The following is a 20,022-nucleotide window of genomic DNA, read 5'->3' on the forward strand; positions in this document are numbered from 1 at the left end:
CTGGGAGATTCATGGCAGAGTATGTAACGGAAACAGGGGCCGTCGGGGCACTACTGCAGAGCAGGAATGAAAAATGGACAACCTGAGTGGATCCTCGATCCTCGCCGTCGCCGGGATCTGGTCGATCGTCTTCATCGGCTACTACGTCTGGTACCTGTGGTCGCTCTCGCGGCTCTTCCCGAAGATCGGCCTGCCGTCGTGGGCCGGCTGGGTGCCGCTGTGGAACCAGTGGCAGCTCATCCAGCGCGGCGGGCTTCCCGGGTGGCTGGTGCTCCTCGGGCTGATCCCGTTCCTCGGGATCGTGGTGCTCGTCGTGATGATCATCGCAATCAACCGGATCAACTCGGAGCACGGCAAGGGTGCCGGGTTCACGGTGCTCGGGATCGTGCTGCCGCCGCTGTGGGCGATGCTGCTCGCGAATCACATCGGGGACGCGGCGTATGCGAGCCCCGGTGCACGGCCCGCGCAGCCCGTTGCCTCCGGGATCCCGGGCTTCGGCCCTCCCGCTGACCAGCACGGTGGTGGCTGGCAGGGTCTCCCGCCGGTTCCGCCGCAGGCGATCCAGCCGCAGCAGCCCGCGCAGCCGCAGCACGTCGTGCCGCAGCAGCCTCCGCATCAGTCCGCGCCGGGCTTCGCGCCGCAGCCCGCGCAGTATCAGCAGCCCGTCCAGCCGCAGCAGCCGCAGTTCGTCCAGCCTCCGCAGCCGGTGCAGCCCGTCGCGCAGCCGCAGCAGCCCGCGCAGCCGCTCACCCCGCAGCAGCAGCTCTGGGCCGAGCCCGCGCGTCAGCAGGTCCCGCCCGCGCCGCCCGCCGCGGCGCCGCCGGCGCCCGGGCAGAGCTTCGGGTTCAGCAATACCACGGAGGGTGCGTTCGAGCGCCTCGCGGCCGAGGAAGCGCAGCGTACGGGCGCCAGCCCGCTCGGGGCGGCGGAAGCGCAGCGGCCGTTCTCGTGGCCGAGCGCAGACATCGCGGAGAACGCCGACTTCGACTCCCGGTCCCCCGTCGTGCTGCCCGACCCGCAGCAGGCACCCGCCCCGGCGGCCGCGCCTGCTCCGGCGAACGCGCCGGAACCGGTGCACGCGCCGGCCCCCGCGGCCGCTGCGGCACCGCCCGTGCCGCCCGTTGCGGCACAGTCAGCGGCGCCCACCGCTGATCCGGCACCCGCTGCACCCGCGCCCGCTGCACCCGCTGCGACCGCCGCGCCTGCAGCACCGATCCCGAACCCGGCGGCGGAGCTCTCCGACGACGACGCACCGTCGATCTTCGACACCGGCAGCGCCCGTCAGAGCCGCACCGCCCCCCGCACGTCCGAGCACGACGCAGCGGAGGCCGCGGGCCTCGTCGCCGGTGCTGCCGGTGCGGGCGCCGCGGTCGCTGGAGCCGCGCTCGCCGGTGCGGCAGCGGCCCAGGCGTCGAACGACGCGGCTCCGGAGACGGCGCCCCCCGCGCACGACGAGGAGTTCGACCGGACCGTGGTGGTCGTCCGCCGCACCCGGTGGGGCCTCGAGCTCCCCGACGGCGACGTGCTCGAGCTGCTCGGCGACGACGTGGTGCTGGGCCGCAAGCCCGACGCACCGGAGGGCTCGACCGCGCTGCAGATCGTGGATCCGACCCGCACGATGTCGAAGACGCACGCGCGCCTGCGACGCGAGGGCGAGACCTGGACCATCGAGGACCTGCAGTCGACGAACGGCGTCGCGATCATCGACGACCTTGGACAGGCGTCGCAGATCGATGCCGGCCTCCCGGTGCCCGCGACGGATCGACTCGTCATCGGCACGCTCGAGGTGAAACTGCAGCCCATCACCTGACCGCGCGAGGAGCGCACCGCGACTTCTTATGGGAGTGCCGAGAGTTCTGGCGCACGCGGTGCCTCCTCAGACGGAGGGGCGTAGGCTGTCGACGTCGAGGCGGACACCGTTCCGCCGTCGAAAGGGGAGACGTGAAGGTCATCAGCTACAACCTGCGCAAGAACCGTGCCGTGAGTGAGATCGGTGCGCTTGCCGAGGATCACGGGGTCGACATCCTCTGCCTGCAAGAGGCCGAGGCCATCGCCCTCCCCTCGCACCTCGGGCACCTGAGCCTCGTGCACGCGACCGAGCGCAACCGGCTGGGCCTCGCGATGTACGTGCGGGAGGAGCGCTTCCACGCGCGATCCGCGCACACCTTCCAGCTCAAGAAGTCACTGCACGACCGACTGCTCCAGCCGGCCCACGAGCGTCTGCTCGGGGCGCGTCTGCACGACACCGAGACGGGTCGCGACTTCGTCGCCGCCTCGTTCCACGCGGCGCCGCTCACCGCCCTCAACTCGCTCCGGCGGCACCAGATCCACGCCGCGCTCGGTGAGCTCCGCCAGCTCGGCCCGGGGCTGCCCGCGCTCATGGTCGGCGACTACAACTACCCGGTGTTCAAGGGGCGGCTCGACGTGGAGATGCGCGATCACGGCTACGAGCTGAGCCTCAGCGACAAGCGCACCTACACCCGGTACAAGATGTTCCGCGGGCACTTCGACTTCGCAACGTCGGCCGGGCTCGATATCGAGAGCGTGCGGACCCTGCAGCGCGGCACCTCCGACCACCTGCCGATCCTCGTGTCGGCGGCCCTGAGCATGGAGCGCGAACCCGAGCTCGTGTGAGGAGCGGCGGCGGCCGATGTCGACTCGTCGCGGTGAGCGAAGCGAGTCGACGTGTCGACGTCCCGCCTACTCCGACGTCTCGTGCGGCCGGGCGCAGCGACGTGCTGGACCGTCAGCGCCCGCGGGCGCTGCGCCGTTGAACCGGTGCAGCGCCGCGCGGAGCTGCTCGAGCTCGTCGCCCCGCCAGCCCTCGAAGCGCTGCTGGTAGGCGTCCGCGGTCTGCGCGTGCAGCTCGTCGAGCGCGACGCGGGCGGTCGAGCTCGGGGTGAGCAGGAACACCCGGCGGTCGTCCGCCGCGGGCTGCGCGTCGATGAACCCGAGCTCGCGCAGCTTCGACACCTGGCGACTCACCACGGCCTTGTCCATATCGAGCATCTGGCTGAGCTCGGTCGCGGTGATCGGTCCCTTGCGCAGGATCGTCTGCAGCACCATCATGCCCACGCCCCGCAGATCCGGGTGCACGTCCTCGGCGTAGCGGGCCCAGCGCGTCCGCGCGAACGCGAACACCTGAGAGAACTCGGCGATGATCTCGGCGATCGTGTCGTCGGCGATCGTATCGTCGCTGGCCGCGGGCGGCTGTCGATCCGGCATCCCTCGAGCCTAACGCCCTGAGACGCGCGGGATCTGCCCCGTGCGCGGCGGTTCCGGCGTCAGTGCACCGTCGAGCTCGATGCCCACGGACTCGCTGGAGGCGGGCGCTTCATCCGCGGTGTCGCCGGCGGCGCGCTGCTCCGCGAGCTTCTCGGCGTTGCTCTGCGTGCTCAGGGGAATGTTGGGCAGCAGGGCGATCGCGACGATCGCGATGATGGCGACGGGGGAAGCGGCGAGGAAGACGTTGCCGATCCCGTGCCCGTATGCGCTCTCGATGACGAGCCGGAGCGGTTCCGACAGCTCGGCGAGCTTCGGGATCGTGCCGCCCGCGAGGTGCTCGGCACCCGCGAGCTGATCCGGGCTGAGCTTCGCGAGCTCCTCCTTGATGTACGTGACCACCTGGGTGGCGAGCAGCGCGCCCATGGCGGACATGCCCGCGGTGCCGCCGATGGTGCGGAAGAACGTGACGGCCGAGCTCGCGACGCCGAGCTGCGTCGGGGCGACGGTGTTCTGCACGACCAGCACGAGGTTCTGCATGCACATGCCGACGCCCGAGCCGAGGATGAACATCGAGATCCCGACGAACCAGAACGAGGTATCGTAGCGGAGCTGGCCCATCATGATGAGGCCGATGAACATGATGATGGATCCCGCGACCATGTAGCGCTTCCACTTGCCGGTGCGTGTGATCAGCTGCCCCACGAGCGTCGACGCGAGCAGCACACCCGCCATCATCGGAATGGTGAGCAGGCCCGACTCGGTCGGGGTCTTGCCGCGCGCGAGCTGCATGTACTGGCCGAGGAACACCGAGGTGCCGAACATGGCGAGGCCGACCGCGATGCTCGCGAGGACCGACATCGTGAAGGTGCGGTTCTTGAAGAGCGTCATCGGGATGAGCGGCTCCTCGGCGCGGAGCTCGACGAAGACGGCCGCGACGAGTGCCGCGAGGGAGCCGCCGACCATGAGGGCGGTCTGCCAGGACCACCAGTCGAAGCTCGACCCGCCGAGCGTGACCCAGATCAGGAGGCTCGAGAAGCCGACGGAGATGAGCGTCGCACCCGCGTAATCGATCTTGATCTTGCGCCTCTCGGTGTGGAGGTGGAGCGTGCGCTGCAGCACGATGATCGCGACGATCGCCACCGGGGCGGCGACGTAGAAGTTCCAGCGCCAGCCGAAGGCGTCGGTGATCGCACCGCCGAGCAGCGGGCCGCCGACCGTGGAGACGGCCATGATGGCGCCCATGATGCCCATGTACTTGCCGCGCTCGCGCGGGCTGATGATCTCGGCGAGCACGATCTGACCGAGCGCGCCGAGGCCGCCCGCGCCCAGGCCCTGCAGCACGCGGAAGGCGATGAGCCAGCCCGGATCCTGCGCCGTGCCCGCGAGCGCGGAGCCGACCGTGAAGAGAATCAGCGAGAGCTGCAGCAGCACCTTCTTGCTAGTGAGGTCGGCGAGCTTGCCCCAGATCGGCGTCGAGATGGCCGAGGCGAGCATGGTGCCGGTCACGACCCAGGTGAAGGCCGCCTGGTTGCCGTTGATGTCGGCGATGATGATCGGCATGGAGGTGCCGACCACGGTCATCGAGAGCATGGAGACGGCCATGCTCATGAAGATGCCGGTGAGCGCGAGGTTCTTCGCGCGGCCGGTGAGCACACCTTCGGCGGGGGTCTTCGTGCGGGCGGGAGTCTGAGTCATCTGAGGGGCGGGATCCTTCGTGCTGCTGGTTAGTTGACGAAGATCAACTATAGGTCGGTTGTTGACCTGTGTCAACTATCGGGGCTGGATCGCGCCCGGCGTGGGATCCCGCCCGGTCCGGGTCCCACGCCCTGTCCCACGCCCCATCCCGTTCGCGCCTTTCCCCCTCCCGCCCCGCCTTTCCCCCTCCCGTTCGCGCCTTCCCCCTCCAGCCCCGCCCCCGCTCCAGCCCCTGACGCCAATTCCCGTCTCCCTCCGCTGCAGGGTCACTTTGGCGGGGTGTCAGCCGCCCAGCACTGCGCACAACTGACCCCGCAACGTCCTTGCCGAGCCAACGCCCACACGCGAGCCGGGTTCACAGATATCCACAGATCGATTTCGACGTGCTCGGACGTTGCCTCGCAGACTCACACTCAGAGGATGACCGAGCGAGCGCCAATCGACTTCGAACCGGGCGCACACCGCGTGGGTGAGCTTCGGCGCGCAGGAATCTCACGCAATCGACTCGAGGCGAGCGACATCAGAAGGATCGGACGCGGAATCGTGCTCCACCCTGAGTCCGAGCTGGATCCCGCGACGTATGTCGATCGGTGCCTGGCCCTGGGGCAGGCACTCCGCGACGAGGACTTCCTCTCGCGGAGATCCGCGGCGCTCATCTGGGGCATTCCTTGCCCGCTCCCGCCAGGCCAGCGGATCGATGTCGCGTCTTTCTCCCCACGCCGGGCGCCCAGACGCGTCGATGTGCTGGGGCATCGGGTGAAGGCCGGGGTTCTCGAGTGGGCGCTCGTGAGTGGACTCCGGGTCCCGTCGCCGGCTGACGTCTGGTGCCAGCTTGCAGCGGTGCTGTCTCCCTGGGATCTCGTCGCTGCGGGTGATTTCTTGATCTCGGGGAAGCGGATCCGTGGAGGTGGTGGCGCGCGCGATGATCCCCTGGTGCTTCCGGACCAACTCTCGGCGGCGGTGGCGCGTCACACGCGTAGCGCGGGATCAGTCGTGAGGAGACGGGTGCTCCCGCTTCTCCGAAGTCCGGTGGATTCGCCGCAGGAGAGCAAACTCCGGCTGATGATTGTTCGTGCAGGGTTTCCAGAACCCACGGTGAACTGCGCAGTGCCAGTGATCGGTCGCGTCTTGCATGCCGATCTCGGGTACCCCCGTCTCAAGATCGCAATCGAGTACGAGGGTGCCCAGCACTTCGTGGATCCCGAGCGGGTGCGTCATGACGCTGAGAGACGTGAACGCATGTACGAGGCCGGGTGGCGAGTGCTGCGAGTCATGGCGAAAGACATGCACCAGCCTGCTGAATTTCTGAGGCGTCTTGCGTCGGCAATTCGCGACGCGTCGTAGCAGTGCGGGCCAACGCCGAGCCCGGGCCAAGGCCGAGCGCCGAAGAAGCCTCGTGCGCCGTTGCGGGGTCACTTTGGTGGGGTGGACGCCGCCCGGCACCCCACCAAAATGACCCCGCCAGAGGGGCCCCGAAGAGACGGAAGATCGGGGCAACGCGGGTAGGGCAGAATAGGAGCATGGGTGCAGAGAGCGGCAGTGTCAGAATCGGCGTCATCGGCGGCGGGCAGCTCGCGCGCATGATGGTGCCGCCCGCGATCCACCTGGGCCTGCGCATCAGCGTGCTCGCGGAGACCGAGGGCTCGAGCGCCGCCCGCGCCGCCGACGCGGTCGGGGACTACCGGGATCCCGACACCGTCTACGCCTTCGCCGACACCGTTGACGTGGTCACCTTCGACCACGAGCACGTGCCGAACGAGATCCTGCTCGAACTCGAGCGTCGCGGCGTCGCAGTGCACCCGCGCCCCGAGGCTCTGCAGTTCGCGCAGGACAAGATCCTCATGCGCCAGAAGCTCGAAGAGCTCGGCGTGCCGGTCCCGAGTTGGGCCGCCGTCTCCGACGAGGGTGAGCTGCAGGCCTTCCTCGACGCGCACGGCGGGCGCGCCGTTGTGAAGACCGCGCGCGGCGGCTACGACGGCAAGGGCGTGCGCGTCATCTCAGACGCGGGCGAGGCGCGCGACTGGTTCGCCACCCTCGCCGAGGACGGCCGCGGGGGCCAGCTCCTGGCCGAGGAGCTCGTCGACTTCACCCGCGAGCTCTCTCAGCTCGTCGCGCGACGCCCGAGCGGCGACGCGCGCACCTGGCCGGTCGTCGAGACGATCCAGCGCGACGGCGTCTGCGCAGAGGTGCTCGCGCCCGCGCCGGTGGCCGATCCCGCGACCCTCGCCCGCGCCGCGGAGATCGGCGAGACCGTCGCCGAGGGCGTCGGGGTGACTGGGGTGCTCGCCGTCGAGATGTTCGAGACCCGCGACGGCCGGGTGCTGGTGAACGAGCTCGCGATGCGCCCCCACAATTCGGGGCATTTCTCGATCGAGGGATCCGTGACCAGCCAGTTCGAGCAGCACCTGCGCGCGGTCGCAGACCTGCCCCTCGGCGACACGGCGATGACCGCCTCCGCCGCTGTGATGGTGAACGTGCTCGGGGGGCCGGCAGAGGGCCCGATGCCCGTGCGGTATGCCGCGGCGCTCGCCGCGCACCCGCGGGCCAAGTTCCACAGCTACGACAAGCAGCCGCGGCCGGGTCGCAAGGTCGGGCACGTCACGGTGACGGGTGAGGATCTCGACACCGTGCGCGCCGAGGCGCTCGCCGCCGCGCGCGCGTTCGACTAGCGGGTCGCGGCTACGATAGGGGCATGGCAGACAGCGCAGCGCCCCTCGTCGGCGTGATCATGGGTTCCGACTCCGACTTCTCCGTCATGGCCGACGCCGTGCAGGTGCTGCGCGAGTTCGGCATCGCCCACGAGGTCGAGGTGGTGAGCGCGCACCGCACCCCCGACAAGATGGTCTCCTACGCGCGCGAGGCCGCGGGTCGGGGCCTCAAGGTGATCATCGCCGGTGCCGGTGGCGCCGCGCACCTGCCGGGCATGGTCGCCTCCATGACGACCCTCCCCGTGATCGGGGTCCCCGTGCCCCTCGCGAAGCTCGACGGGCTCGATTCCCTGCTCTCGATCGTGCAGATGCCGGGCGGGATCCCGGTCGCCACCGTCTCCATCGGCGGCGCGAAGAACGCCGGCCTGCTCGCAGTGCGCATCCTCGGCGCCAGTGACGCCGGGATCGCCGCGGAGCTCGACGCCTACGCCGACGAGCTGACCGCGGTCGTCGAGCACAAGAACACGGCGCTCAAGGCGCGCGTCGCCGCCGAGTAGCGTGTCGGATCCGCGCGCGGACCGGGGCTCGCCCCGCTATCGACGCGCGCTCATCGCTCTCTTCTGCGCGGGTCTCGCGACCATGGCGCAGATGTACTCGCCGCAGGGGCTGCTGCCGCAGATCGGACGCGAGTTCGCCATCGATCCCGGTTCGTCCTCGTGGGTGATCGGCGCGACGACGATCGGGGTCGCCCTCGGCACGCTGCCGTGGGCGCGCGTCTCCGATCGCCTCGGCCGGGTCGCGACCATGCGCTGGGCGGCCGCGGCCGCGATGGTGCTCGGTCTCACCGTGCCGTTCGCGCCGACCTTCGAGACGATGATCGCCCTCCGAGCGATCGAGGGCCTCGCGCTCGGCGGACTGCCGGCCATCGCCGTCACCGCCCTCGCGGAGACCGTGCACCCGCGCACGCTCGGTGCGGCCGTCGGCAGCTACGTGGCCGGGACCACGCTCGGTGGACTCACCGGCCGCCTGGTGGCCGGTGCGGTCGCCGATCACTTCGGGTGGCGGCTCGGGCTCGCGGCCGTCGCGGTGCTGGCGGCACTGGCCGCGGTGGCGTTCCTGATCCTGATCCCGCGCACCGCCGTACCCCAGCCCCCGGGCGCTCGGATCCTCGGCGCGCTGCTCGCGAATCTTCGGAATCCCGGGGTGCTGGTGTTGGTGCTGCAGGCGTTCCTGTTGATGGGCGGCTTCGTCGCGGTGTACAACACGCTCGCCTTCCGGCTGGAGCAGCCGCCCTACGATCTGTCGCTCATGCAGGTGTCGTGGCTCTTCCTCGCGTACCTCGCGGGTGCGGTCTCCTCCAACTGGGTCTGGCGCATTGCCCGGCGGCAGCCGCCGACCGGGGTGCTGCTCGTCTGCCTGGCGATCATGCTCGGCGGCGTCGGCCTCACGATGTCGAGCGCGCTCTGGGCGATCATCGTCGGGCTGGTGCTCTTCACCGCGGGGTTCTTCGGGGCCCACTCGATCGCGAGCGGCCTCATCGGACGACGCGCTGCCGGGCGCCCGGGGGCCAGCCAGGCTCCGCCGCTCTACAACCTCGGATACTACGGGGGATCGAGTCTGCTCGGCTGGGCCGGCGGCACAGCGTTCGCCGCGGCGGGCTGGAACGGCACGGTCGCGCTCATCGTCGGCGTCACGGTCGTCGCCGCGGCACTGGCCTGGGGGTACGCGCGCTCGCACGGCGGGATCGCGGGTGTCGACCGGGCGACGCCGTAGACCGTCGACGCCGGTGATCGGGTGGCGCCGGTGACCGGGCGACGCCGTGAACCGGCGCGCGATCACCGCGACATCGCGACGGCGAGCCTCCTAGAGGTTCGCGTGAGTCTCCCACAGCTGCCACGCGGCACCGTGCCAGCTGAAGCCGCGGCTGCGATCCCGCGCCAGCACGGCGAGCCGGGTGAGCGAGTTGGGATCCCGGTAGAGTCGGCTGAACTCCGCGGCGAACTCACCCGCGTTGGTGGTCCCGAGCCCGGCGTCGAGCACGATCTCGTCGACCGCCGGGTGGCCGGAGTGCAGCACCGGCACGGCACCGCTCAGCGCGCCGAGCAGCGTGTACCCCGCACCCACGAAGTCCTGCGGCTGCAGGAGCAGCGATGCGCCGCTCAGGATCGCGCCGACGTCGTGGAGGTCTCGGGGCGTGACGACGAGCACCCGGTGCTGCAGCTCCGCCGGGATCACGATCCCCGCGTCGCCCGCGTCCTCCGCGGGGTCGACGCCCGCGAGCACCACGACGCCCGGCAGCGCGGGATCCGCCCGCAGCGCGTCGAAGACCCAGTCGAGGCGGCCGTGCGCGCCCGGGGACGCGGTCGTGAGCGCGTAGTGGTCGGGGAGGCCGAGTGCGCTGCGACGCTCCACGGCGTCGTCGGGTCGCAGGTATTCGACGGGCGGGGCCAGCTGGATCACCTGCACGGGGAGGTCGACGCCGTAGTGCTCCTGCAGCACGCGGGCCGTGGCGTGGGTCGGCGTGAGGATCACGTCCGCGAGACGCACGGCTCGGCGCACGTACGCGCGGTACAGCCGGGCCTGCGAGGAGCCGAGGATCGCCGGGGCGTCCCAGGCGATGCTGTGGGTGATGGTGACCGAGGTCTGCGATCCGTCGTCCTCGCCGCGCGAGCGCAGGGGCACGAGCGGGGTCAGGGCGTGCACGAACTCGCCGTCGAGCGGGCGGGCCGTCGTGCCGTTCTGCCACATGAGCGGGAGCATGTTCGCGCGGAACGGGAGGTACTCGGTGCGGATCAGCGGCGAGGTCAGCTCGGGATCGGCGGAACCCTTCGCGAGCAGGAAGCGCGCGCTGCAGCTCCGAGGCGCCGTGTCGGCGATGGCTCGAGCGAGATCGCGGGCAGCGACGGCGTGAACCGGGGCCTCCCAGTCGGGAAACGGTTCCGCAATCAGGGTGAGCGTCGCCACGATCCTCCCTCAGTCATGCGTCATGGCACTGGCGTGCCCTCGGGTCAATTGTATGGATTTCTCCGGACGCGACCCTGAAGAACGCGGAGTTGCGAGACAGCCGTTACGCAAGCGTAGTAGAACGGAGGGCCCCGCCGACCACCCCACGCCGCGAGAGGTCGGCCTCTTGACACCGGCCTCTAAGTCTATATTCAGAGGCATCGGTTACATTCGGTGAGATGTCCCGATCTTGAGGACACTCGTCACGATCACGTAGGGAACATGCATGGCAACGAACGGCGGAGCAGGGACGAGTGCGTCCAACCCCCGGCATGGCAGACTGCGTCGGTCGAACTCGTGGGCGAACATCGGTCGTCTGCTGCTCACGACGGCCATCGTCGTGGTGCTGAGCGGAATAGCCACCGTATCGTACTCGCTCCTCGGGCTGTTCAACGACGTGAAGACGGTGGAGCTCGGCGGAGCGGGTGATGTCGCGCAGGCGGTCGGGCTCGGGTCGAGTTCCATCGAGGGAGAACTGACGGTGCTGCTCGTCGGCACCGACAGCCGAGTCGGGCAGACCCTCGATGACGGCGAGGAGGGCGAGCTCAACGACGTGAACCTGCTGCTCCACGTGAGCGCAGATCACCAGCGGGCGACCGTCGTCAGTTTCCCGCGCGACCTCATGGTGCCGGTGCCGAGCTGCCCGGGTCCGAACGGCGAGCCCAACTACTACAGCGCGATGAGCGAGCAGCAGCTCAACAGCACGCTGGGCGTGGGGGGTCTGCCCTGCGTGGTCGCGACGATCTCCGAGCTCACCGGCATGGACATCCCCTACGCCGGCATGATCACGTTCGACGGCGTCATCGGCGTGTCGAATGCGCTCGGGGGCATCGACGTCTGCCTCGCGCAGCCGATCTACGACGAGTACACCGGTCTCGATCTTCCGGCCGGCGTCAACAACCTGGTCGGCGGCGAGGCGCTGCAGTTCCTCCGCACCCGGCACGGGGTCGGCGACGGCGGCGACACGAGCCGCATCAGCAACCAGCAGGTCTTCATGTCCGCGCTCGTGCGGGAGCTCAAGAGCGCCGACACGCTCTCCGATCCCGCGAAGGTCTACGGGCTCGCGAAAGCCGGCATCGAGAACATGACCCTGTCGAGCAACATGGCGACCATGTCGTTCATGCAGCAGGTGGCCGGCACGGTGAAGGACATCGATCTCGAGAGCATCAACTTCGTGCAGTACCCGTCAGCGACGCACCCCTACGAGGCGGGGCGCCTGACCCCCGACCGTGTGGCGGCGCAGACGCTCTTCGACGTGCTGAAGAGCGGACAGGCCTTCGATGTGACGGCAGTCGGCGAGGGTGTCGCGGACACCACTGCGGAGGTCCCGGTCGATCCCGCCACCGACCCGAACGCGGTGGTCGACCCCAATGCACCCGTCGATCCGAACGCGGAGGTGGATCCGAACGCGGTTGCGGACCCGAATGCGCCAGCGACGACGGACCCGACCGTCGATCCGAACGCTCCGGTGCAATTGCCGTCGACGATCACGGGACAGCGCGCCGACACGCAGACCTGCTCGCAGGGGCGGACCGTCTTCTAGGCGGCTCCGCGCGCGGAATGCGCCGCGAAGTCCAGACGCGTTCCGGTGTTGTCGGCGGGTTTCGCGTGAGGTGAGGTCTCGGTCTCCTACTGTTGAACGTGCGTCAGCGCGGCTGGCATCGGAAGGGAAGGTGCGCGGGTGAGCGTGATGGACTTGGAACGCCCCCTGCGTCATCCGGATACGGACTCCGCGCCGCTGATGAACAAGCGGGCGCGGTGGCTCGTGCTCGTCGGATTCCTGTTTCCCGGCAGCGCGCAGGTGCTCGCCGGCAACCGGAAGCTCGGGCGCTTCGGGCTCGGCGCCACGATCCTCATGCTCCTGATCGCGGTGATCAGCGTGATCGGGCTGCTGTTCTTCCGCACCGCGACGCTCTCCGTCTTCACCAACAGCCTCGTGCTGCTCGTCGTGCAGTGGCTGATCCTCGGCTACGCCGTCATGTGGCTGATCCTCGGCTTCGACACCCTCCGGCTCGCCCGCCTCGTCAAGGTCACTCCGGGCTGGCGCGTGCCGGTGGCGATCGTGTCGGTGATCCTCACCGTGCTCCCGGTCGCCGGGGCGGCCTACGCCTCGGTCACCGTCGGCTCCGCGCGCGGCGCCTTCAGTGACATCTTCGGAGGCGGGGCGCCCGCGGTCGAGCCCGTCGATGGCCGGTACAACATCATGCTGCTGGGCGTCGATCCGGGCGAGGACCGGGAGGGCATGCGCCCCGACAGCATCTCGCTCGTGAGTGTCGACGCAGAGACCGGGCAGTCCGTCATCGTGGGGCTCCCGCGAGAGCTCACGCAGATGCCGTTCGATGAGGCCTCGCCGCTCTACCCCGTGTACCCCGACGGGTTCTGCAGCCCCACCAACAACTACGAGGGCGACGGGTACTGCTTCACGACCGGGTATCTCAACGCCATGATCACGGAACTCTCGGACTCGGGATCGCCCTCGTACGAGGGGATGTTCGCGGAGGCGACGTCGCAGGGCTCCACTCCCGGCATCGAGGCGATGAAGGATGCGGTGTCGGGTGCGACCGGTCTCGACGTGCAGTTCTACGTGCTCATCGACATGGCGGGCTTCTCGAGCCTGATCGACGCACTCGGCGGTGTCACGGTCGACGTGCAGCAGCCGATCCCGCTCGGTGGGTACGAGGACCCGTACACCGGCGAGTGGGTCGAGGGCGACTCGTACATCGAGCCGGGAGTGCAGACGCTGAACGGCGAGTACGCACTCATGTTCGCCCGGGTGCGGCACGGCCTCGCGAACGGCGACTTCGATCGCATGCAGCATCAACGCCAGCTGCAAGCGGCGATCCTCGCGCAGATGAATCCGGCGAACGTGCTGCTCCGGTTCCAGGAATTGGCGGGTGCGGGATCGGAACTGGTCAAGACCGATATCCCGGAGTCCATGCTGGGCCGGTTCGTCGACCTCGCGGCGCGCGCGAAGGACCACACCCCGGTCAGTGTGGAGATCGCCCCGCCGGCGATCGACCCGGAGTACGTCGATTACGCGCTCGTGCACCAGATGGTGGCCGACGCGGTCGCGGCGGCGTCGCCGCCGCAGGAGGCCGAGTAGCGCGACGCTGTTCGCGGGTCGTTCGTCGCTCGTTCGCCGGTGCGAGCGGCCGGAGCGTGCCTCGTCGCCCTGCCAGTGAACGCCCGGTGACGGTCGGATGGCCGACGCGTGTCCAGGGTGCATCAAGGTCGGAAAGCTAAGCTCGTTTTTTCGTGCCGGGTGTCGAACTTCGACACCGGGAATGATGGAAGCGGTATGCATGAGCGACACAGGCCCCGGAACGACTGACAGCGCGTCTCACGCGTCGTCGAATGCTGGGCAGCCGTCGACGCCCCGGATCGAGGCCCCGCGCGCCGCCGCGCGCGTGCGTCGCATCATCTGGGCGACACTCGGGTGGTTGCTGACGGCGATCGGCGCCGTGCTGCTGGGCGCCGCGGTGTGGATTTCGCAGACCTTCGGCCCGATCTCCGTCGACCAGATGCTCATGCATCTGCCGGGCGCCGGCGGCGGGGAGGTCACCGGGGCGGAGGAGGGGTACATCTCAACCTTCGTGGCCTCCGCGCTGGTGATCCCGCTCGCGGCCGTCGCCGTACTCGCCGTGCTGTTGCTGCTGGTGCGGCGCAGTCGTGCCCGTGCCCGGGAACGCGGGACCGATCGGGTGCCGTCTCAGCGTCACCTCCCCGGGCGGCGACGGTTCGGGTGGGTGCGTCCGCTCGCCGCGATCACCGCCTGCCTCGTGGGGGTCGCCGTGTTCGCGCAGGCCGTGGGAGCTCCGCAGTACCTCCGGTCGACGTTCAGCCCGTGGACGATGGAGGACTACGTCGTCGATCCGGAGGTGGGTGCGCTGCCCATCTCTGCCGCGACCGGAGATGCGAAGCCGCTGAATCTCATCACCATCTACATCGAATCCGGCGAGGAGTCGCTCGGCGACGACGACCTCTTCGAGCTGAACATGCTGGAGCCTCTGCAGAACGCCACGAAGGGCTGGTCCCGATTCGAGCCGTTCGACGTGTACAAGGGCGGGGGCTGGACCATGGCGGGCATCGTCGGCACCGAGTGCGGGATCCCGCTGCGCGGCGCGGGCATCAGCGAGAGCGACATCAACTCGAACGACATCGGCGATGGTTCGGACCGATACATGCCCGGCGCGACATGTCTGGGCGACGTGCTCACCGATGCGGGATACCACAGCGTCTTCATGGGGGGCGCCGATGCGAGCTTCGCATCGAAGGAGAACTTCCTCACCAGCCACGGTTACGACGAGGTCATGGACCTCACGACCTGGGAGCACGAGGCCGAAGCCGACCTCGGGCCGTGGGGGCTCTCGGATTCGCGCTTGATGGACCACGCGAAGGAGCAGGTGACCCGCCTGCACGAGGCGGATCAACCGTTCCACCTCTCGGTCCTCACGCTCGATGCGCACGAGCCCGTGCACCGCTACGACAACTGCCCCCTCTCCTCGGAAGACGAGATGGTCTCGGTCGTCCACTGCTCGATGAGCAGCGTCGCGGGATTCGTCGACTACCTGGATGAGCAGGGGTACCTCGACGACACGGTCGTCTTCATCACGGGTGACCACCCGAAGATGGTGGGGGAGGGCGCTTCCTTCCGGGAGGAGCTGTACGATCTGCCGGAACGTCCGCTGTTCAACCGCCTTTGGGTTCCCGGCGGCGTCTCCATCGCCCGCGAGCACATCGACCAGCTCAGCGTCTACGCGACGCTGCTCGACGTGCTCGGTCTCGGGCGCGAGGACGGCCGTGCCGGTATCGGAGTGTCGGCTCGGCTGACCTCCACGGACGGACGCACGATGCTCGACTTGTCTGATGCGGACTACGAGGAGCTCATCCAGTCGCGGTCTGCGGAGCTCTACGAACGGTTATGGAGCTCGCCCGGGGATCGGACCACCGCGGTGCGCGCGGAGGAGCGCTAGCGCACGCGAGCTCCGGTGACCCTGCTCGCGGCGTCGAGTACCGCGAGCAGGGCGTTCTCGACCCTACTGCCGGGAGAGATAGGCCGCGAGCGCGTCGTCCCAGTCGCGCGGCGTGAACCCCGTCGACTCGATCTTGTCGAGATCGAGCGTGCTGTGCAGTGGCCGCGGGGCCACCTGCTTGCCGGCGAAGTACTCGGCCGTCGAGATGCCGGTCACCCGCGCGGCATCGTGACCGGTCGCCTCGTACACGCGCTTCGCGATATCGGCCCACGAGGTGGCGGGCCCCTCGTTCGTGAGGTTGTAGGTGCCGTAGGCGGGCCGGGTGTTCAGGAGGTGGACGATCCCAGCCGCGATGTCCTCGGTGAAGCTCAGCCGGCCGATCTGATCGTCGACCACACTGGGATCGATGCCGCGCTCGGCGAGCGACGCCATCGTGCGGACGAAGTTGTTGCCCTCGCCGATCACCCAGCTGGTCCGCACGATGTAGTGGCGCGGCACCGTGGTGATCGCGGCGTCTCCCGCCGCCTTCGTCTGGCCGTAGACACCCAAGGGCGCGACGGCGTCCGACTCGGAGTAGCGTTCGTGCGAGCCATCGAAGACGTAGTCGCTCGACACGTGCACCACGGTCAGCCCGTGCTCCGTGGCGGCGCGAGCCAGCGCCGCGGGGCCGGTGACATTCGCCGCCCAGGCGTCGGGGCGCCCGTCGGCGGTCTCCGCCTCATCGACTTTCGTATAAGCTGCCGCGTTGATGACCGTGTCGTAGTCGGCCCAGCGCAGGTCCGAGAACGGATCCGCCGCGCCGAGGTCGACCCGGTCGCGGCCCGCGAAGTCCGCGGAGGGCAGCGCGTCGCGGAGCGCGGTCCCGAGCTGGCCGTTCGCGCCCAGCACGAGCGTGCGCTTGGGCTGCATCGGAACGACATCGCCGAGTTCCGGGTGCGCGAGGTCTTTGTCCGAGCGCTCGGCCTCCGCGAGCGGGATCGGCCAGTCGATCGCCGCCGTGGAATCCGCCAGGTTCAGGAAGGTGTACTCACCCTGTGCCTCGGCGCTCCAGTGCGCATTGACGAGGTACACGTACGCCGTGTTGTCCTCGAGCGTCTGGTAGGAGTTGCCGACCCCCGGGGCACGAAGATCGCGGTGGAAGGGTCGAGCTCGGCCGTGAAGACGGTGCCGAAGCTGTCTCCCTCGCGCAGGTCGACCCACGCTCCGAAGATCTTGCCCGTGGCCACCGAGACGAACTTGTCCCACGGCTCGGCGTGGATGCCCCGCGTCGCGCCCCGCTGATCGTTGAACGAGATGTTGTTCTGCACCGGGCCGAAGTCCGGCAGCCCGAGCGCGGTCATCTTCTCGCGCTGCCAGTTCTCCTTGAACCAGCCGCGATTGTCGCCGTGCACGGGCAGGTCGAGGAGCACGAGGCCCGGGATCGTCGTCTCGCGCAACGCGAGGGTCTTCGCCGCCATTACTGCCCCTGCTCCTTGTACTTCGCTTCGGTGGCGGCCTTCTGGGGTTGCCACCAGGCTTCGTTGTCGCGGTACCAGTCGATGGTCGCAGCGAGTCCCTGCGCAAAGTCGGGGAAGGACGGCTGCCAGCCGAGCTCCGTGCGCAGCTTGGTCGAGTCGATGGCGTAGCGGAGGTCGTGTCCGGGACGGTCGACGACGTGATCGTAGGCGTCGGCGGGTTGTCCCATGCCGACGAGGATCATCTCCAGCACGTCGCGGTTGTTCTGCTCACCGTCCGCACCGATGAGGTAGGTCTCGCCGATGCGGCCTGCCTCGATGATGCGGAGCACGGCCGACGAGTGGTCGTCCGCATGGATCCAGTCGCGCACGTTGAGCCCCTCGCCGTACAGCTTCGGCCGCTCGCCCACGAGGATGTTCGTGATCTGACGCGGGATGAACTTCTCCACGTGCTGGCGCGGCCCGTAGTTGTTCGAGCAGTTCGAGATGGTGGCCTGCACGTCGAAGGAGCGCACCCACGCGCGCACGAGCAGATCGGACCCTGCCTTGGTCGACGAATAGGGCGATGACGGGTTGTACGGCGTGGACTCGGTGAACCGCTCGGGATCGTCGAGCTCCAGGTCGCCGTACACCTCGTCGGTCGAAATGTGGTGGTAGCGCTTCCCGTGGCGTCGCACGGCCTCGAGCAGCGTGTACGTGCCGATGATGTTCGTGTCGAGGAACGGCTTCGGATCGTGCAGCGAGTTGTCGTTGTGCGACTCTGCGGCGTAATGCACCACGATGTCGGCGTCCGCGACGAGCGTGTCGACGAGTGCCGCGTCGCAGATATCGCCTCGAACGACGGTCACGCGCTCGGCGGGCAGCCCCGCGAGCGAGGCCTCGTTGCCCGCGTAGGTGAACTTGTCGATGACCGTCACGATGTCGTCGGTGTTCGCCACCAGGTAGTGCACGAAATTCGAGCCGATGAATCCGGCTGCCCCGGTGACGAGAATCTTGCGGGCCACGTTGGTCCTCCTGCGTGAATCGAGAGACACCAACGGCTGGCGTCCCGTTCTATCCTAATTACTCCCGCTGGCAGCATCCCGGTCGGACGCCTTCCGCCGCGATCGCCGCGCCGCGGCGCGCACGATCGGTCGGTCGACGCAGAGCTCCAGGAACAGGGCCAGCACGGTCGACACCACGACGGTCAACCCGATGCTGAGGTAGGGATTGATGTCGGGAAGCGTCGCGATGACGGTCTGCTGCACGGGGAATCCGACGAGGAACACGCCGTAGGAGATGTCCGGGAAACGGTTCACCGCGCGGAGTCCCGGCCACGACTGCAGGGAGATCGTGATGATGCCGTACGGGATGACGAGGCACATCAGCAGGTAGTTCGCGCCGGGCAGCAGCGCCATTCCGATGATGAGCAGTACGACGAGGACTGCGGTGACCGAGAGGCGGAGCGGGACCCGCAGCTCGCGGATCAGCGCACCGGCCGCGAAAAAGCCGATGACGATGAGGGCCTGGGAAACGTTGCTGCCCCACACGACGGTCTGCTCGAACGTGCCGTTGAGGTTGTCCCACACGGCGAACGCCAGCAGCGCCGCCCAGCCGGCGATCCGCCAGCCGCGAGCCTTCATGAGGAAGACGATGGGGATGAGCGCGTAGGTGAGTGCCTGCGGCGGGAGCGACCAGATCGATCCGTTGACGGCGTTCGGATAGGGGTTGTCCTCGAAGACCCCGGGCAGGAAGTAGCTCGGCTGGAAGACGAGGTTGCTGAAGTACGCCCAGGTCGTCGGGTGGGAGAAGTAGTCGCTCGCGGGCAACCACGAGAGAATCGGACCCAGGATGAGCGCCGAGGCGGCGACCACCACGGCGAGGCTCGGCATGAGTCGCCGCAGTCTCGCTCGCAGGAAGTGCCCGAGGTGCGGATGGCGCACCCAGGATCCGGGCAGTAGATATCCGGAGATCGTGAAGAAGACCCAGATCCCGATCGAGGGGATGCGCACGCCGGCGAGCGGGCTGTCGTCCCCCAGCACCACGAACGAGTGCCGCAGCAGGATCAGAAACGCTGCGATGATGCGGATGGCCTGCAGATTCGAGGTGAAGCGAGCCGTGGGAGCCGCGAGCGGGGGAGTGATGTCACGCCCCCGCTCGTCGTGCGGACCGCACCCGGAGGGCACCGCGCACGCGCAGCGCCCCGGTGATCGCCCACCTGACCGGAGCGTTCCAGCGACCCGAGTACCGCTTGGACATGAAGCGGACGGCGCTGTCGGTCATCGCGCGTTCCACGACCACCGCGTGCTTGCGGGTCGAGTGCGCCCCGGAGTGCACGACGGCCACCCCAGGCTCGTAGCGGTTCTCGAATCCGGCGAGACCGACGCGGAAGCCGAGGTCGATGTCCTCGAAATGCATGAAGTATGCCTCGTCCCATCCGCCGAGACGTCGGAAGAGATCTCCCCGCACCATGACTGCGGCACCGGAGAGCGATCCCGCGGCGCGCGGCGCGTCGTAGGCAGCGGCGTTCTGGTACGCCCGCGTCCAGGGGTTGCGCTTCCAGATGCGCCCGAGCAACGCGTGCCCCACGCCGGTGCCGAGCGAGGGGAGGTTGCGAGCGGATGGATACGTCGTGCCGTCGGGGTCCAGCAGTCGGGGGCCGATGGAGCCGATCGTCGGCTCCGCCCAGAGCGCGCGCGCGAGCGTCCCCACCGTCTCCTCGATGAACAGCACGTCGGGGTTGCAAAACAGCAGGGCGTCTGGTGTGCGGTCGAGCGCCTGGACGCCGGCGTTCATGCCTGCGCCGTAGCCGGGGTTGTCGGGAAGAGGGACATACCGCGCGCCGAAGGACTCCGCGATCTCGCGGACGTTCTCGTGGTCCGGATTGTTGTCCACGACCACCACGGGCAGGACCGTGCCGTGGAACTCCCGGAGACTGGCCAGGAACGGGGCGAGGACCTCTCCCGATCCGTAGCTCACCGTGATGACGGCGGTCGACGGGGTCCCCGAATCCCGCGAGTGCTCGGCGACGGTCATGACAGCAAG

Annotated in this window: 15 protein-coding genes and 1 pseudogene; 9 read left to right on the forward strand and 7 right to left on the reverse strand. The window is 69.0% G+C overall.

From position 1 onward, the window contains the following. Positions 1-73 precede the first annotated feature (73 nt). Together MUN76_RS12740 and MUN76_RS12745 are read left to right on the forward strand one after the other, a co-directional pair. Complete coding sequence (locus MUN76_RS12740) at positions 74-1,810, forward strand: DUF5684 domain-containing protein (RefSeq protein ID WP_244685154.1); 1,737 nt, start codon at positions 74-76, stop codon at positions 1,808-1,810. Between the two features lie 131 nt (positions 1,811-1,941). Continuing rightward, positions 1,942-2,634 carry an endonuclease/exonuclease/phosphatase family protein gene (locus tag MUN76_RS12745; RefSeq protein WP_244685155.1) on the forward strand — a complete coding sequence of 231 codons (693 nt, stop codon included), beginning with the start codon at positions 1,942-1,944 and terminating at the stop codon, positions 2,632-2,634. A 66-nt stretch (positions 2,635-2,700) separates the two neighbouring features. Here the strand turns inward: MUN76_RS12745 and MUN76_RS12750 are convergent, their stop codons facing one another. Together MUN76_RS12750 and MUN76_RS12755 are read right to left on the reverse strand one after the other, a co-directional pair. Continuing rightward, entirely contained in the window at positions 2,701-3,225 is a 525-nt protein-coding gene (locus MUN76_RS12750; RefSeq protein ID WP_244685157.1) for a MarR family winged helix-turn-helix transcriptional regulator, read from the reverse strand. A 9-nt stretch (positions 3,226-3,234) separates the two neighbouring features. Then, positions 3,235-4,920: a DHA2 family efflux MFS transporter permease subunit gene (locus MUN76_RS12755; protein ID WP_244685159.1), complete on the reverse strand. Its 1,686-nt coding sequence runs from the start codon at positions 4,918-4,920 to the stop codon at positions 3,235-3,237. Between the two features lie 420 nt (positions 4,921-5,340). On the opposite strand from MUN76_RS12755, the gene MUN76_RS12760 reads away from it, so the two are divergent. The 4 genes from MUN76_RS12760 to MUN76_RS12775 all read left to right on the forward strand — a co-directional run bounded on the left by MUN76_RS12760 (position 5,341) and on the right by MUN76_RS12775 (position 9,341). Next, positions 5,341-6,264 carry an endonuclease domain-containing protein gene (locus tag MUN76_RS12760; RefSeq protein WP_244685161.1) on the forward strand — a complete coding sequence of 308 codons (924 nt, stop codon included), beginning with the start codon at positions 5,341-5,343 and terminating at the stop codon, positions 6,262-6,264. Between the two features lie 176 nt (positions 6,265-6,440). Next, complete coding sequence (locus MUN76_RS12765; RefSeq protein ID WP_244685163.1) at positions 6,441-7,589, forward strand: 5-(carboxyamino)imidazole ribonucleotide synthase; 1,149 nt, start codon at positions 6,441-6,443, stop codon at positions 7,587-7,589. A 23-nt stretch (positions 7,590-7,612) separates the two neighbouring features. Continuing rightward, entirely contained in the window at positions 7,613-8,125 is a 513-nt protein-coding gene (purE, locus tag MUN76_RS12770) for a 5-(carboxyamino)imidazole ribonucleotide mutase (RefSeq protein ID WP_244685165.1), read from the forward strand. A gap of 1 nt (position 8,126) precedes the next feature. Beyond that, positions 8,127-9,341, forward strand: a complete 1,215-nt coding sequence (locus tag MUN76_RS12775; RefSeq protein ID WP_244685167.1) for an MFS transporter — start codon at positions 8,127-8,129, stop codon at positions 9,339-9,341. Positions 9,342-9,431: 90 nt separating this feature from the next. Here the strand turns inward: MUN76_RS12775 and MUN76_RS12780 are convergent, their stop codons facing one another. Then, entirely contained in the window at positions 9,432-10,532 is a 1,101-nt protein-coding gene (locus MUN76_RS12780; protein ID WP_244685169.1) for a glycosyltransferase, read from the reverse strand. A gap of 265 nt (positions 10,533-10,797) precedes the next feature. Here MUN76_RS12780 and MUN76_RS12785 point away from each other — a divergent pair, with 265 nt between their 5' ends. From MUN76_RS12785 to MUN76_RS12795, 3 genes are all read left to right on the forward strand, one after another. Then, entirely contained in the window at positions 10,798-12,114 is a 1,317-nt protein-coding gene (locus MUN76_RS12785) for an LCP family protein (RefSeq protein ID WP_244685171.1), read from the forward strand. A 147-nt stretch (positions 12,115-12,261) separates the two neighbouring features. Then, the gene (locus MUN76_RS12790) at positions 12,262-13,674 is read left to right on the forward strand and encodes an LCP family protein (RefSeq protein WP_244688787.1); all 1,413 of its coding nucleotides are present in this window, start codon (positions 12,262-12,264) and stop codon (positions 13,672-13,674) included. A gap of 199 nt (positions 13,675-13,873) precedes the next feature. After that, complete coding sequence (locus tag MUN76_RS12795) at positions 13,874-15,544, forward strand: LTA synthase family protein (RefSeq protein ID WP_244685173.1); 1,671 nt, start codon at positions 13,874-13,876, stop codon at positions 15,542-15,544. A 63-nt stretch (positions 15,545-15,607) separates the two neighbouring features. Here the strand turns inward: MUN76_RS12795 and MUN76_RS12800 are convergent. The 4 genes and pseudogenes from MUN76_RS12800 to MUN76_RS12815 form a co-directional block, all read right to left on the reverse strand. Continuing rightward, a pseudogene (locus MUN76_RS12800) lies at positions 15,608-17,001 on the reverse strand (sugar nucleotide-binding protein). Then, the gene (gene rfbB / locus MUN76_RS12805) at positions 17,001-18,002 is read right to left on the reverse strand and encodes a dTDP-glucose 4,6-dehydratase (protein ID WP_244685174.1); all 1,002 of its coding nucleotides are present in this window, start codon (positions 18,000-18,002) and stop codon (positions 17,001-17,003) included. The pseudogene MUN76_RS12800 and the gene rfbB overlap by 1 nt, the downstream one beginning before the upstream one ends. 54 nt (positions 18,003-18,056) lie before the next feature. Further along, positions 18,057-19,163 carry an acyltransferase family protein gene (locus MUN76_RS12810; protein WP_244685176.1) on the reverse strand — a complete coding sequence of 369 codons (1,107 nt, stop codon included), beginning with the start codon at positions 19,161-19,163 and terminating at the stop codon, positions 18,057-18,059. Then, positions 19,123-20,013: a glycosyltransferase gene (locus MUN76_RS12815; RefSeq protein ID WP_244685178.1), complete on the reverse strand. Its 891-nt coding sequence runs from the start codon at positions 20,011-20,013 to the stop codon at positions 19,123-19,125. The genes MUN76_RS12810 and MUN76_RS12815 overlap by 41 nt, the downstream gene beginning before the upstream one ends. Between the last annotated feature and the right edge of the window lie 9 nt (positions 20,014-20,022).

It is taken from the genome of Leucobacter rhizosphaerae (assembly GCF_022919175.1).
Lineage (GTDB): Bacteria > Actinomycetota > Actinomycetes > Actinomycetales > Microbacteriaceae > Leucobacter > Leucobacter rhizosphaerae.